12 protein-coding genes and 1 pseudogene are annotated in these 14,248 nt (G+C 66.6%); all 13 read left to right on the forward strand.

Translation table 11 applies throughout. The features are described from left to right. The first annotated feature begins 22 nt into the window (after window positions 1-22). The 13 genes and pseudogenes from ODI_RS09910 (at window position 23) to dnaG (ending at window position 14,088) form a co-directional block, all read left to right on the forward strand. Window positions 23-658, forward strand: a complete 636-nt coding sequence (locus ODI_RS09910; protein WP_067760054.1) for a YfgM family protein — start codon at window positions 23-25, stop codon at window positions 656-658. Between the two features lies 1 nt (window position 659). Then, window positions 660-1,817, forward strand: coding sequence for an outer membrane protein assembly factor BamB (gene bamB / locus ODI_RS09915; protein WP_067760051.1), 1,158 nt, complete (start codon window positions 660-662; stop codon window positions 1,815-1,817). 11 nt (window positions 1,818-1,828) lie between these two features. After that, on the forward strand, window positions 1,829-3,241 hold the full coding sequence (der, locus tag ODI_RS09920) for a ribosome biogenesis GTPase Der (RefSeq protein ID WP_067760047.1): 1,413 nt from the start codon (window positions 1,829-1,831) through the stop codon (window positions 3,239-3,241). 3 nt (window positions 3,242-3,244) lie between these two features. After that, window positions 3,245-4,315, forward strand: coding sequence for a histidinol-phosphate transaminase (hisC, locus tag ODI_RS09925; protein WP_067760044.1), 1,071 nt, complete (start codon window positions 3,245-3,247; stop codon window positions 4,313-4,315). A gap of 137 nt (window positions 4,316-4,452) precedes the next feature. Next, window positions 4,453-4,689, forward strand: coding sequence for an RNA chaperone Hfq (gene hfq / locus ODI_RS09930; RefSeq protein ID WP_067760041.1), 237 nt, complete (start codon window positions 4,453-4,455; stop codon window positions 4,687-4,689). A 254-nt stretch (window positions 4,690-4,943) separates the two neighbouring features. Continuing rightward, window positions 4,944-6,050, forward strand: a complete 1,107-nt coding sequence (gene hflX, locus ODI_RS09935) for a GTPase HflX (protein ID WP_067760039.1) — start codon at window positions 4,944-4,946, stop codon at window positions 6,048-6,050. Further along, window positions 6,016-7,299 (forward strand): FtsH protease activity modulator HflK, encoded by a 1,284-nt coding sequence (hflK, locus tag ODI_RS09940; protein ID WP_067760037.1) that lies wholly within the window; start codon window positions 6,016-6,018, stop codon window positions 7,297-7,299. Before hflX ends, hflK begins: the two co-directional genes overlap by 35 nt. 13 nt (window positions 7,300-7,312) lie before the next feature. Continuing rightward, window positions 7,313-8,218, forward strand: a complete 906-nt coding sequence (gene hflC / locus ODI_RS09945) for a protease modulator HflC (RefSeq protein WP_067760035.1) — start codon at window positions 7,313-7,315, stop codon at window positions 8,216-8,218. Between the two features lie 170 nt (window positions 8,219-8,388). After that, a complete protein-coding gene (locus ODI_RS09950; RefSeq protein WP_067760192.1) occupies window positions 8,389-9,546 on the forward strand; it encodes an ATP phosphoribosyltransferase regulatory subunit in 1,158 nt (385 codons plus the stop codon). 105 nt (window positions 9,547-9,651) lie between these two features. Next, window positions 9,652-10,947 carry an adenylosuccinate synthase gene (locus ODI_RS09955; RefSeq protein ID WP_067760030.1) on the forward strand — a complete coding sequence of 432 codons (1,296 nt, stop codon included), beginning with the start codon at window positions 9,652-9,654 and terminating at the stop codon, window positions 10,945-10,947. 29 nt (window positions 10,948-10,976) lie between these two features. Then, window positions 10,977-11,519 (forward strand): annotated as a pseudogene (locus tag ODI_RS09960) (phosphoribosyltransferase). Between the two features lie 251 nt (window positions 11,520-11,770). Continuing rightward, the gene (gene rpsU / locus ODI_RS09965) at window positions 11,771-11,983 is read left to right on the forward strand and encodes a 30S ribosomal protein S21 (RefSeq protein ID WP_066452846.1); all 213 of its coding nucleotides are present in this window, start codon (window positions 11,771-11,773) and stop codon (window positions 11,981-11,983) included. A gap of 17 nt (window positions 11,984-12,000) precedes the next feature. Beyond that, window positions 12,001-14,088, forward strand: coding sequence for a DNA primase (gene dnaG, locus ODI_RS09970; RefSeq protein ID WP_067760028.1), 2,088 nt, complete (start codon window positions 12,001-12,003; stop codon window positions 14,086-14,088). Window positions 14,089-14,248 lie beyond the last annotated feature (160 nt).

Below are 14,248 nucleotides of genomic sequence, written 5' to 3' on the forward strand. Positions count from 1 at the left end.
TTGAAATTCAAGGTGTAGTGGCATGGCATACGATCTGGACGAACAGGAAAAACTCGACTCCCTCAAGGCCTGGTGGGCCCGCTACGGCCTGGCCGTCTCGGCCGCCCTGCTGGTGGTGATGGCCAGCCTGGCCGGCTGGCAGGGCTGGCGCTGGTACGAGGCGCACCGCGCCACCCAGGCCATGGGCTATTTCGAGGCGCTGCAGGAAGCGGCCGGACAGCAGGGCGATGACGCCGCTGCGCGCATCAAGGCCGCCAGCGCCACGCTGCGCGACGACTTCCCCGGCACGCCTTACGCCGGCCGCGGCGCGCTGCTGGCCGCCCACGCGCTGGCCGAGCGCAAGGACGTGGCTGGCGCGCGTGAGCAGCTGGAATGGCTGGCCCAGGCCAAGGACACCACGCTGCAGGGCGTGGCCCGCCTGCGCCTGGCCGGCCTGCTGCTGGACCAGAAGGAATACGATGCGGCCCTGGCGCAACTGAATGACGTGCCCCCGGGTTTCGCGGCGCTGTACGCCGACCGCCGCGGCGACGTGCTGGCCGCGCAAGGCAAGCGCGAGGAAGCCCGCGCCGCCTGGGACAGCGCCGTGAAGTCGCTCGAGCCGGGCAGCCCGCTCACGGCCGCGCTGCAACTGAAAATCGACGCCCTGGGCGGAGCTTGAGATGCTGAACCTGAACTTCCTGCGCGCCGCGCGCGCCGCTTTCTGCGTCACCGCCGCGCTGTCGCTGGCAGGTTGCGGCCTGTTCGCCAGCGATGACGGCCGCTACGACCCGGCCGACCTCACCGACTACGCTCCCGGCGCGTCCGCGCAGGTGGCGTGGCGCACCTCCATCGGCAGCGGCGGCGGCATCGGCCTGTCGCCCACGGTGGTGGACAGCGCGGTGTACGCGGCCTCGGCCAATGGGTATGTCGGCAAGTACGACCTGCTGACGGGCCGCGAGGTCTGGCGCACCCGCGTCGACGGCGACCTGACCGCCGGCGCCGGCAGCGACGGTGTCACCACCGCGGTTGCCACGCCCAAGGGCGAAGTCGTCGCCTTCGACGACACCGGCAAGGAAAAGTGGCGCAGCCGTGCCACCAGCGAAGTGACCGTGCCGCCCGTGGTGGGCTATGGCCTGGTCATCGTGCGCAGCGGCGACTATCGCATCCAGGCCTTCAACGCCGACAGCGGCGAGCGTCTCTGGAACGTGCAGCGTCCCGGCCCCGCGCTGGCCCTGCGCAGCAGCGCGCAGATGATCCTGGCCGAAGGCATGGTCATCGCGGGCATGCCCGGCGGCAAGATGTTCGCCGTCCAGGCTTCCACGGGCAATGTCCAGTGGGAAGGCACGGTCGCCACGCCCAAGGGCTCGAGCGACCTCGAGCGCGTGACCGACGTGGTCGGCGTGCCGCGCGTGGCCGGCCGGCTGCTGTGCGCCGTCGCCTACCAGGGCCGTGTCGTCTGCTTCGACGTTTCCGCCGGCGGCCGTCCGCAATGGGCGCGCGACTTCTCCAGCAGCGTCGGCCTGGCGCTGGATGACCGCTTCCTGTACGTGCCCGACCACACCAGCGTGGTGCATGGTTTCGCGCTGGACAACGGCGGCAACATCTGGAAGCAGGAAGCCCTGCGCAACCGCCGCCTGAGCTCGCCGGCCGTCCTTGGCCGCGCCGTCGCGCTGGGCGACTATGATGGCTACGTCCACTTCCTGGCCCGTGAAGATGGCCACCTGCTCGCCCGCGTGTCCGTGGGCGGCGGTGCCATCCAGGCGCCCCTGCAGGCCACGTCGCAAGGTGTGCTGGTGCAAACCGGCAACGGCGACCTGGTCATGATTTCCGTCAACTGATCGATACCGCTGTGTCCCTGAAACCCGTCGTCGCCCTCGTGGGCCGCCCCAACGTGGGCAAGTCCACACTGTTCAACCGCCTGACGCGCTCGCGCTCCGCCTTGGTGGCCGATTTTTCCGGCCTGACGCGCGATCGTCACTATGGCGAGGGGCGCGTGGGCGAAAAGCCCTTCATCGCCATCGACACCGGCGGCTTCGAGCCGGTGGCAAAAACCGGCATCCTGCTCCAGATGGCCCGCCAGACGCAGCAGGCCATTGCCGAGGCCGACGCGGTGATCTTCCTGGTCGATGCCCGCGCGGGCGTCAATGCCCATGACCACGAGATCGCCCGGCAACTGCGCCGCAACAGCCAGCGCGTGCTGCTGGCGGTGAACAAGGCCGAAGGCATGGCGCACAACGCGGCCATCTCCGAATTCCACGAGCTTGGCTTGGGCCAGCCGCTGGCCATCTCGGCCGCGCACGGCGACGGCATCGTGGAACTGATCGAGATGGCGCTGGAAGGCCTGGGCGAAGCGCCCGCGCTGGTGTCCGACGAGGACGATGATTTCGGCGACGCCGATCCAGGCTTCGACCCCGATGCGGATCCGCAGGCCGAGGACGTCCCCGAGGCGCCGGTGGCGCACCGCATCAAGCTGGCCATCGTCGGACGTCCGAACGTGGGCAAGTCCACGCTCATCAATACGCTGCTGGGCGAAGAGCGTGTCATCGCCTTCGACATGCCCGGCACCACCCGCGACGCCATCGAGATCGACTTCCAGCGTGGCGGACGGGATTACACGCTCATCGATACCGCGGGCCTGCGCAAGCGCGGCAAGGTCTTCGAGGCGGTCGAAAAATTCTCGGTCATCAAGACCCTGCAGGCCATCGAGGCCAGCAACGTCGTGCTGCTGATGCTGGATGCCCAGCAGGAAGTCTCCGAGCAGGACGCCCACATCGCCGGCTTCATCCTGGAGACGGGCAGGGCGCTGGTGGTGGGCATCAACAAGTGGGACGGCCTGGACGACGAGCGCCGCGAACGCATCGTGCGCGAATTCGAACGCAAGCTGCGCTTCCTGTCGTTCGCGCGCATGCACACGATCTCGGCGTTGAAGGGGCAGGGCGTCAATGCCGTGCTGAAGTCCGTCGACGCCGCGCACGCCGCGGCCTTCGCCAAACTGTCCACGCCCAAGCTCACGCGCGAGCTGCAGGCCGCCGTCGAGCAGCAGCAGCCGCCCCGCAAGGGCATCTTCCGCCCAAAGCTGCGCTATGCGCACCAGGGCGGCCAGAACCCCCCGCGCATCATCGTGCACGGCAGCGCACTGGACGCCATTCCGGACTCGTACCGCCGCTACCTGGAAACGCGTTTCCGCGAAGCCTTCAAGCTGGCGGGCACGCCCCTGCGCATCGAATTCAAGTCCTCCCACAACCCCTACGTCGACAACTGATCCATGAGTCGCTTTTGGAGCGCCGTGGTCCACGGCCTGTCGCCCTATGTGCCGGGCGAGCAGCCCAAGCTGCAGAACCTGGTCAAGCTCAACACCAACGAGCTGCCCTATGGCCCCTCGCCGCGCGCCATTGCCGCCATCCAGGCGGCGGCCGATGACAGCCTGCGTCTGTATCCCGATCCGGGCGCCAGCGCGCTGCGCGAGACCCTCGGCAGGCACTATGGCGTGCCGGCCGACCACGTCTTCGTGGGCAACGGATCCGACGAAGTGTTGGCGCACGCCTTCATGGGCCTGCTGCGCCACGAGCGTCCGCTGTGGTTTCCGGACATCAGCTACAGCTTCTATCCGGTGTATTGCGGCCTGTACGGCATCACGTCGCGCAGCGTGCCGCTGGCCGATGATTTCAGCATCGACCCGGCGGACTACCTGCCGGGCGAGGCGGGCTCGGCCGGCGCCATCATTCTGCCCAATCCCAATGCCCCGACGGGCCGCGCCCTGACGCGCGCCGAGGTCGAGCGCATCGTGGCGGGCAATCCCGACGCGGTCGTGGTCATCGACGAGGCCTACGTCGATTTCGGGGCGGAGTCCGCCGTGCCCCTGGTGGCGCAGTACCCGAACCTGCTCGTGGTCCAGACGCTTTCCAAGTCGCGCGGCCTGGCCGGCTTGCGGGTCGGCTATGCCATTGGCCAGCCGGCGCTGCTCGAGGCGCTCGACCGGGTCAAGAACAGTTTCAACTCCTACCCGCTGGACCGCCTGGCGCTGGCGGGCGCGATGGCGGCCATCGAGGACACGGATTATCTGGCACGGACCTGCCAGACCGTCATCGACAGCCGCGAGACGCTGGTTGCCGGCTTGCGGCAGGCGGGTTTCGAGGTGCTGCCCTCGGCGGCCAATTTCGTGTTCGCCCGCCACCCGGGGCGCGATGCCGCGGCCCTGTCGGCGGCGTTGCGCGAGCGCGGCATCATCGTGCGCCACTTCTCCCGTCCCCGTATAGACCAATTCCTGAGGATCACCGTCGGTACCGACGCCGAGTGCCGGACGCTCCTCGACGCACTGGCGCAGATCCTCTCCTGACGCGGCTTTGCGGCCGGTTCGACGGCTCACGGGAACTGTCTTCCCGTGGCGCGCTCAAACTGGCGATGTGCGGGAAAACCCTGTAGAGTGCAGGTATCCGTGCCTTACCCCCAAAAACAACACATGGAGCCTGGCCAATGAGCAATAAAGGGCAAACACTGCAAGACCCGTTTCTGAACACCCTGCGTAAGGAACACGTTCCGGTTTCCATCTATCTGGTCAACGGCATCAAGCTGCAAGGCCAGATCGAATCGTTCGACCAATATGTCGTCCTGCTGCGCAACACCGTGACGCAGATGGTCTATAAACACGCCATTTCCACCGTCGTGCCTGCGCGCGCGGTCAATTTCCAGGTTGATACGCCTGCTGAGTAAGTTCCGGCCGTCTCCCGCCCTGACCGCAGTGCCTTGCGCCCGCCGCACGTTTTCGTGCAGGCGGGCGTTGTTGTTCTCACCCCCCGAGGCGCTGCGCGCCTCCCCCCCTCAAGGGGGGCGTTGCGGGTGGACCGGCAAAGCCGGCTCCACCGCAACCCGGATGGGGCCGCAGTATTCTGGGGGGATTGTTTGCATAACAAGACTGTCCTGCGCCGTGCCTTGCGCGACAAGGACGCCGCAATGAGGAGGGCGCCATGCGCGCATTGATTATCAGCGTCGACCTGGGGAATCCGGACTTCCTGCCCCACGCCGAGGAATTCGCCATGCTGGCCAAGGGCGCCGGGGCCGAGGTCGTCGCCACGCTGACCGTGCGCCGGTCCCGGCCCGATGCGGCCTATTTCATCGGCACCGGCAAGCTGGAAGAGGCCATCGCCATCAGCCAGGCCGAGGAGGCCGACATCGTGCTGTTCGACCAGGCCTTGTCGCCGGCGCAGCAGCGCAACCTCGAACGCAAGCTGAACCTGCGCGTGGTCGACCGCGTGGCGCTGATCCTGGACATCTTCGCGCTGCGCGCCAAGAGCCATGAAGGCAAGCTGCAGGTCGAGCTCGCCCAGCTGCAGCACTTGTCCACGCGCCTGACGCGCCTGTGGTCCCACTTGGAGCGGCAGCGCGGCGGCATCGGCATGCGCGGGCCCGGCGAGTCCCAGCTGGAAATGGACCGCCGCATGATCGGCGCCAAGGTGCGCGTCCTGCGCGAGCGCCTGGACAAGGTGCAGCGCCAGCGCCAGACCCAGCGGCGCGCGCGCGAGCGTGGCAGCCACCTGTCGGTGTCGCTGGTGGGCTACACCAACGCGGGAAAATCGACGCTTTTCAACGCGCTGACGCGCGCCGGCGCCTATGCGGCCGACCAGCTTTTCGCCACGCTGGACACCACCACGCGGCGCATCTGGATCGAAGGGGCAGGGCAGGTGACGCTGTCGGACACCGTGGGCTTCATCCGCGACCTGCCCACGACGCTGATCGCCGCCTTCCGCGCCACGCTGGAGGAAACCGTGCACGCCGACCTGCTGCTGCACGTGGTCGATGCCTCCAGCCCGCAGCGCGATGAGCAGATCGCCGAAGTCGACAAGGTACTGGTCGAAATCGGTGCCGCGGATATTCCCCGCATACTGGTCTATAACAAGATAGACGCGGCGGGATTGGAGCCCCGGGTTGACAGGGACGCACATGGTACGATTGCGCGAGTATTCGTAAGCGCCGTTGAGCGCGCTGGCCTAGAGGCGTTGCGCGGGGCAATTGCACAGGTCGGCACAACCGCAGGAAACAATGCGTCCATTCACCAAACTGTTCAATCTGAATGATCCCGGCTGGGGCCGGGGCAACAATGGCGGCTCGCAGCCGCCGCGCCGCCCCCAGAAAGGGGACGGCCCGCCTGACCTCGACGAAGTCTGGCGCGATTTCAACCAGCGCATCAGCGGCCTGTTCGGCCGCAAGGGCGGCGGGCGCAACAACAATCCCGGTGGCGGCGGTTTCTCGCCGTCGCCGCGCGGCACCCGCATCGGCGTCGGTCTCATCGCCGGCATCGCGCTGGCGGTCTGGCTCGCCAGCGGCTTCTTCATCGTGCAGGAAGGCCAGGTCGCCGTCGTGACCCAGTTCGGCAAGTACAAGACCACGGCGCCCGCGGGTTTCCAGTGGCGCCTGCCGTATCCCATCCAGAGCCATGAAGCCGTCAACGTGTCGCAACTGCGCACGTTCGAAGTGGGCTTCCGCGGCAGCTCGCGCAACAAGGTCATGCCCGAATCGCTGATGCTGACCGACGACGAGAACATCGTCGACATGCAGTTCGTGGTGCAGTACCGCCTGCGCGCCGACGGCGCGCCGGACTACCTGTTCAACATGCGCGACCCCGACGAGTCGGTGCGCCAGGCGTCCGAAACCGCCATGCGTGAGATCGTCGGCAAGCAGCGCATGGACTTCGTCCTGTACGAAGGCCGTACGCAGGTCGCGGGCGAGGTGCAGAACCTCATGCAGCAGATCCTCGACCGCTATCGCACGGGCATCCAGGTCAGCACGGTCGCCATCCAGAACGTGCAGCCGCCCGAGCAGGTGCAGGCAGCCTTCGACGACGCGGTCAAGGCCGGCCAGGATCGCGAGCGCCAGATCAACGAAGGCCAGGCCTACGCCAATCAGGTCGTGCCGCTGGCACGAGGCCAGGCCTCGCGCATGCTCGAGCAGGCCGAGGGTTACCGCGCCAAGGTCGTCGGCGATGCAACCGGTGACGCCGCGCGCTTCACCAGCATCGTGGCCGAATACCAGAAGGCGCCTTCCCTCATGCGCGAGCGCATGTATCTCGAGACCATGCAGCAGGTGTTCCAGAATGCCAGCAAGGTCATGGTCGACACGCAGAACGGTAACAACATGATCTACCTGCCTCTGGACAAGATCGTCCAGCAATCGGGCAAGGATGCAGGCAAGAACGCGCCCACCACCAACGCGCCTTCCAGCCTGCCTGGCGCCAGCCAGCCTGCCGTCCCCGCCATGCCGCGCCCCACCGTCGGGCAGACCGGCGCCGGCGCCAACACCTTGACGCGCGATCGCGCGGTACGCTGAGGGGAGGCTGACCATGCAACGTTTCACTCCCATCGCCGTCATCCTGCTGATCGTCCTGGCAGCGCTGTCTTCCTGCATGTTCATCGTGCGCGAGCGCGACTACGCCCTGGTGTTCGCACTGGGTGAAGTCCGCCAGGTCATCAGCGAACCCGGCCTGTACTTCAAGGCGCCGCCCCCGTTCCAGAACGTGGTGACGCTGGACAAGCGCATCCAGACCATCGAGTCGCCCGATGCCGAGCGCATCCAGACTTCCGAAAAGAAGAACCTGCTCATCGACTCCTACGTGAAGTGGCGTATCGTCGATCCGCGCCTGTATTACGTCACCTTCGGCGGCAATGAGCGTGCCACCCAGGAACGCCTGCAGGCCCAGATCCGCGACGCGCTGAACGCCTCGGTCAACGTGCGTACCGTCAGCGACGTGGTGTCCAAGGAGCGCGACAAGATCATGTCCGAGATCCTGACCAACGTGGCTCGCCGTGCCGAGCCGCTGGGTGTCGAGGTCGTGGACGTGCGCCTGAAGCGCATCGAGTTCGCGCCGGAAATCTCCGAATCGGTCTATCGCCGCATGGAGGCCGAGCGTACGCGCGTGGCCAACGAGCTGCGCTCCATCGGTGCCGCGGAAAGCGAAAAGATCCGCGCCGAGGCCGACCGCCAGCGTGAGGAGATCATCGCCGAAGCCAACGCCAAGGCACAGGCCACCATGGGCCAGGGCGATGCCCGCGCCAGCCAGTTGTACGCCGAGGCCTTTGGCCGCGACCCGCAGTTCTACAGCTTCTACAAGAGCCTGGAAGGGTATCGTGCGGCATTCTCGGGCTCGGACGACATCCTGGTCGTGGACCCCTCGTCGGAGTTCTTCCGCTTCATGAAGTCCGCCCAGGGCGCGCCCGGTACGCCGGCGCAGGCGGGCGCGCAACGCTGATCCCACGCGCCGCCACCAGGGTATTGCCCCGGGGTGGCGCGATGAGTCAAAACGGGTACAATATCCCGTAAGCTAGAGAACACTACGGCTTGCCGAATATGCGGCGGCTTGGGGCTTACACCCCAAGCCGCTTTTTTATTGCGTTTTTGATTTATTCCAGGCAATCAATGATAGGCAACTGGCTGCTGCCGGAAGGTCTGGCGGACACGCTTCCCGCCGAGGCCCGGCGCATCGAGGAACTGCGACGCAAGCTGCTTGATCTCTACCGTACCTACGGTTTCGAGATGGTTGCGCCGCCGCTGGTCGAATACATCGATTCGTTGCTCTCCGGCACGGGCGGCGACCTGAATCTCAGCACCTGCAAGCTGGTGGACCAGTTGTCCGGCCGCACGCTGGGCGTGCGCGCGGACATGACCACCCAGGTCACGCGCATCGACGCCCACTTGCTGAACCGTGCCGGTGTCACGCGCCTTTGCTATTGCGGCACCGTGCTGCACGCGCGTCCGGCGGGCCTGCTGTCCAGCCGTGAGCTGCTGCAGATCGGCGCGGAAATCTATGGCCATGCCGGCTTCGAGGCCGACATCGAGGTGCTTCAGCTGGCCCTGGAAAGCACCCGCCTGGCAGGGGTGCGCGAGCCCCGCCTGGATCTCTGTCATCCGGGCCTGGTGCGCGCCATCCTGGATGCCGATGCGGGCGCCGCGGCGCATGCCGAAACGATCTATGCCATTCTGCGCGACAAGGATGTCCCGGCCCTGGTCGAGTTGTCCGGGCGCGTGGAAGGGGTGCGTGCCGAGACCTGGCAGGCCTTGCGCAAGCTGCCCGACCTGTATGGCGGCGCCGACGTGCTCGCCCGTGCGCGCCAGGAGCTGCCCCTGCTGCCAGGCGTGGCGGCCGCGCTGGATGCGCTGGGCCAGCTCATCGCCGCGCTGGATGGCGTGAGCGTGGGCGTGGACCTGGCCGATGTGGGGGGCTATGGCTACCACTCCGGCGTCACGTTCTCGATCTACGCGGAAGGTTGGCACGACGCGCTGGTGCGCGGCGGCCGCTATGACGACGTCAGCCGCGCCTTCGGGCGTGCGCGGCCGGCCACCGGCTTCAGTCTGGACCTGCGCAAGCTGGCAGCCGGCCTGCCGCCGGCGGCGCCTTCGCGTGCCATCCGCGCGCCGTGGGGACAGGATCCTGCCTTGGTGCAGGCCTTGCGGTCCTTGCGGGCCGCGGGAGAAGTGGTCGTGCAGAACCTGCCCGGCCATGAGCATGATCAAGACGAATTCGTCTGCGATCGCGAATTGGCGCTGAAGGATGGCGCCTGGACGTTGCGGACGCTGTAGCGCTTCAAGCAAGCTGTTTCTCGCTCCGTCCTCGGGGCGTGCCTTCGGGCGCGCGCGCTGGGCGGTCAATACGGAATTCCGTGGACTTTTTCATCGTTGGCGACAATGAGCAAGAACGTTGTGGTGATCGGCACCCAGTGGGGTGACGAAGGCAAGGGCAAAATCGTGGACTGGCTGGCCGAATCGGCCCAGGGCGTGGTCCGCTTCCAAGGTGGCCACAATGCCGGCCACACCCTCTGGATCAATGGCCAGAAGACCATTCTGCGCCTGATCCCCTCGGGCATCATGCACCCGGGCGTGACCTGCTACATCGGCAACGGTGTGGTCCTGTCGCCCGAGGCGCTGCTGAAGGAAATCGGCGAGCTCGAGGCTGCCGGCCTGGACGTGCGTTCGCGCCTGCAGATCTCGGAAGCCTGCCCGCTGATCCTGCCGTATCACGTGGCCGTGGACCAGGCGCGCGAGTCGCGTCGTGGCGATGCCAAGATCGGCACGACCGGCCGTGGCATCGGCCCGGCCTATGAAGACAAGGTGGCTCGCCGCGCGCTGCGCGTGCAGGACCTGTTCGACGCCGCCACCTTCGATGAGAAGCTCGCCGAGGCGCTGGATTATCACAACTTCGTGCTGACCCAATACCTGGGCGCCAAGGCAGTCTCCGCCGACGAGGTGCGCGACCAGGCCATGGCGCTGGCGCCTGCCATCGCCCCGATGGTGCGTGATGTGTCGAACAACCTGTATGCCGCCCAGCAAGCCGGCCAGAACCTGCTGTTCGAAGGCGCGCAGGGCGCGCTGCTGGACATCGACCACGGCACCTATCCCTATGTCACCAGCAGCAACTGCGTGGCGGGCGCCGCCGCGGCCGGCGCTGGCGTCGGTCCGCAGACCCTGCACCACGTGCTGGGCATCACCAAGGCCTATGCCACGCGCGTGGGCTCGGGTCCGTTCCCCACCGAACTGATGAACGACGTGGGCGCGCACCTGGCCTCCGTGGGCAAGGAATTCGGGTCGGTCACCGGCCGTCCGCGCCGTTGCGGCTGGTTCGATGGCGCCGCGCTCAAGCGCTCGGTGCGCCTGAACGGCATCTCCGGCCTGTGCATCACCAAGCTGGACGTGCTCGATGGCCTGGAAACGCTGCAACTGGGCGTGGGCTATCGCATGGACGGCCAGTTCCATGACACGCTGCCGTATGGCGCCGCTGCCGTCGGCCGCGTCGAACCCGTGTTCGAGGAGCTGCCCGGCTGGACGGAGTCCACCGTCGGCGTCACCGAGTTCGACAAGCTGCCCGCCAATGCGCGCCGCTATCTGGAGCGCATGGCCGAGGTCAGCGGTGTCGGCATCGACATGGTGTCCACCGGCCCGGATCGCAACGAAACGATCCTGCTGCGTCACCCCTTCAAGTCCTGAGTCGTTCCTGACGCAAACGGAGATCGCCCTTGAGCCTGCCGCCCAGCACCGACCGCGACCTGTGGGTATCGTGGGAGCAATAGCACCGCCTCATCGAGACCCTGGCGCTCAATGTCTACCAGTCGGGCTGGCGCTTCGACCAGATCGTCTGCCTGGCGCGTGGCGGGGTAAGGGTGGGGGACGTCCTGTCCCGCATCTACGACGTGCCGCTGGGCATTCTGGCCACCAGCAGCTACCGCGAGGCGGCCGGCACGCAGCAGGGCGAGCTCGACATTGCGCAGTTCATCACCATCACGCGCGGCACGCTGTCCGGCCGCGTGTTGCTGGTCGACGACATGGTGGATACGGGCCTGACCTTCAACCGGGTGCGTGAGCACCTGCACCGCCAATTCCCGGGCATTACCGAGATGAAGAGCGCCGTGCTGTGGTGGAAAGGCCATTCCCAGGCGATTCCCGACTATTACGTGGATCGCCTGGACTCCAATCCCTGGATCCACCAGCCCTTCGAGGATTACGACAGCCTGCGTCCGGATCAGCTCGAGGCCTGGATGCGCAAGGGCGTTCGCGGTTGATTTTGCTTGATTTTCGGCATTTTGGTGCTAGAATCCATGATTGCCTGAAATCTTAGTCAGGGAAAGGTCGGAGGCATGTCGCATCCGGCCGCATTCATGACATTTTCCCGTGTGCGGGTTTTTTGCCTGGCGCCTGTTGCGAAACTGATTTGCAAAGCTGACTTGCCAAGCAAATAGCCAAGCGATTCCAAGGTTCCGCTGGAAGGCCCCTGCACACTGTTCAGAACACAAACCCAGAGCAAAGCACTTACATGCCTATTGTCCGTCTGAAAGAAAACGAGCCGTTTGAGGCCGCCCTGCGTCGCTTCAAGCGCACGATCGAAAAGACCGGTCTGCTGACCGAGCTGCGTTCGCGCGAGTTCTACGAAAAGCCCACCGCCGAGCGCAAGCGCAAGGCTGCTGCCGCGGTGAAGCGCCACTACAAGCGTATCCGTAGCCAACAGCTGCCTCCGCGCCTGTATTGATTCCTGGGTGATCAGGATTGATTCCTGATTCATTCATCCAGGAGTTACTCGCCCGGGTCGACATCGCTGAAGTCGTCGGGCGCTACGTCCAGTTGCGCAAGGGCGGGGCCAACCTGCTTGGCCTCTGCCCCTTCCACAACGAAAAATCCCCGTCGTTTACCGTCAGTCCCGTCAAACAGTTTTATCACTGCTTTGGCTGCGGCGCGCATGGTAGCGCCATCACATTCCTGATGGAGCACACGGGGGCCAGTTTCCCTGAAGCGGTTCGTTCGCTGGCCTCGACGGTCGGCCTGTCCGTTCCCGAGGAAAACCGCAGCCCTCGCCAGCAGGCGGAAGACGCGCGCCGGCGCGAGGAAGTGTCGCGCCACAGCCAGATGCTGGAAATGGCGCTGGCCCACTATCGCAAGTCGCTCAAGCAGTCGGCCGCGGCCATTCGGTATCTGCAGGAGCGCGGCTTGACCGGCACCATCGCGGCCCAGTTCGGGCTGGGGTGGGCTGACGCCGACCGGCAGGGGCTGGCCAAGGTCTTTCCGCGCTATGACGACCCCTTGCTGGTCGAGGCGGGTCTCGTCATCGAGTCCGAGGACGGGCGCCGCTACGACCGCTTCCGTGATCGGGTGATGTTCCCCATCCGCAATGCGCGGGGGCACCTCATCGGTTTTGGCGGCCGGGTGATCGGCAAGGGCGAGCCCAAGTACCTGAATTCGCCCGAAACGCCCATCTTTTCCAAGGGCAATGAGCTGTATGGCCTCTGGGAAGGGCGGCTGGCGGTGCGCAGCGAAGGCCAGGTCGTGGTGGTCGAGGGCTACATGGACGTGGTGGGCCTGGCCCAGCAGGGCGTGGGCAATGCCGTGGCCACGCTGGGCACGGCCACCACGCCCACGCACGTGCAGAAGCTGCTGCGCGCCAGCGACAAGGTGGTGTTCAGCTTCGATGGCGACAAGGCTGGGCGGCGCGCCGCCTGGCGGGCGTTGCAGGCTTGCCTGCCGCTGTTGCGGGACGATATTTCGATCCGCTTCCTGTTCCTGCCCGACGACCACGACCCCGATTCCTATGTGAGGGCGTTCGGGCCGGAAGCGTTCCGGGCCTGCCTGGACGAGGCGGTTGCCCTGTCGCGTTTCCTGCTCGATGAGCTGGCGTCGCGGCATGACCTGTCGGAGGTGGAGGGCCGTGCGGCATGCGTGCATGAGGCCAAGCCGCTGCTGCTGGCGGTGCCGGAAGGCACCTTGCGCCTGCAGTTGCAGCATGAGCTTGCCAGGCAGGTGCTGTTGACGTCGGATGAACTGGCGGGGATTCTCGCTGCTGCCGGCCCGGGGCCTGGGGCCAAGCCTGCGCCCGGCCGGCCGTCGGCGCCGGCTGCCCCTGCGCCGCCCGCGGGGCAGGGGGCTGGCGATCACGGCGAACTGCCGCCGCCCTGGGAGGGCGGCATGGTGGTGCCGGACGACCCCGACATGGGCTGGCAGCCTGCCGACAGTGCAGGCGACGAAGGGTATTACGGCGGCTATCCCGATGCGGGATCGTCTTCAGGGTACGGAGGCGGCCAGGCCCAGCAAGGGCAGGGCTACGGCAAGGGCGGCGGCGGCCGCAGGAATTTCGGCGATCGCAAGGACCGCGGCGAGTGGAAGGGCAGGGGGCGGGACGAAGGTCCGCCCAGCCTGGCGCCGCCCCCCGGACGCCGGCCCGTCACCAGCCTGGCCAAGCGGTTGTTGCGCCTGCTGCTTTCGCATCCGGAGCTGGTGGACGAGATGGGGGAGCAGCAGCTTGAAGTTCTGGACAAGGGCCCCCATCTACACCTTGTGCGGGATCTCGTGGTGCTGGCGCAGGCAAGCGGGGCGCGTCATCTGGGGGCGCTCCTGCAGGCCGCGGAGCCCGATTCCGACCTGGCGCTGGTGTTGCAGCAGGCCCTGGCCGACGTGATGGCCCAGGCGGAGCTGCCCGAGCCCCAGGTCGAATGGGAAGACGCGTTGCGGCGCATCGAACTGGATGCGCTGCGGATAGAGCAGTCCGAGCTGGTGCGCGGTGGCCTGGCCGATCCGGCGGCCAAGGCGCACTACCTGGAGCTGTCACAGCGTATTACGGTGCTAAATAAGTCTTCCGCACGCTAAATGCGGTAAAATAAAGGGTTTCGCGGACGGGAAACTGTCCGCTTGTTTCTCCGAAGCAAGCCAAAGTGCTGTCCGGTCGCGGTTTGCCCGGCAGCCATCAGTACAACTGCAGTGGAAAGCGCAGACAACGCGCATGACAACGCGCAGTGAGCATCTTCAG

It is taken from the genome of Orrella dioscoreae (genome assembly GCF_900089455.2).
Classification (GTDB): domain Bacteria; phylum Pseudomonadota; class Gammaproteobacteria; order Burkholderiales; family Burkholderiaceae_B; genus Orrella; species Orrella dioscoreae.

Coding starts and splice junctions, on each gene's coding strand:
- hisC (WP_067760044.1), top strand. CDS start 3,245: ATGAGTCGCTTTTGGAGCGCCGTGGTCCACGGCCTGTCGCCCTATGTG.
- hfq (WP_067760041.1), top strand. CDS start 4,453: ATGAGCAATAAAGGGCAAACACTGCAAGACCCGTTTCTGAACACCCTG.
- hflC (WP_067760035.1), top strand. CDS start 7,313: ATGCAACGTTTCACTCCCATCGCCGTCATCCTGCTGATCGTCCTGGCA.
- bamB (WP_067760051.1), top strand. CDS start 660: ATGCTGAACCTGAACTTCCTGCGCGCCGCGCGCGCCGCTTTCTGCGTC.
- ODI_RS09955 (WP_067760030.1), top strand. CDS start 9,652: ATGAGCAAGAACGTTGTGGTGATCGGCACCCAGTGGGGTGACGAAGGC.
- hflX (WP_067760039.1), top strand. CDS start 4,944: ATGCGCGCATTGATTATCAGCGTCGACCTGGGGAATCCGGACTTCCTG.
- rpsU (WP_066452846.1), top strand. CDS start 11,771: ATGCCTATTGTCCGTCTGAAAGAAAACGAGCCGTTTGAGGCCGCCCTG.
- ODI_RS09910 (WP_067760054.1), top strand. CDS start 23: ATGGCATACGATCTGGACGAACAGGAAAAACTCGACTCCCTCAAGGCC.
- hflK (WP_067760037.1), top strand. CDS start 6,016: ATGCGTCCATTCACCAAACTGTTCAATCTGAATGATCCCGGCTGGGGC.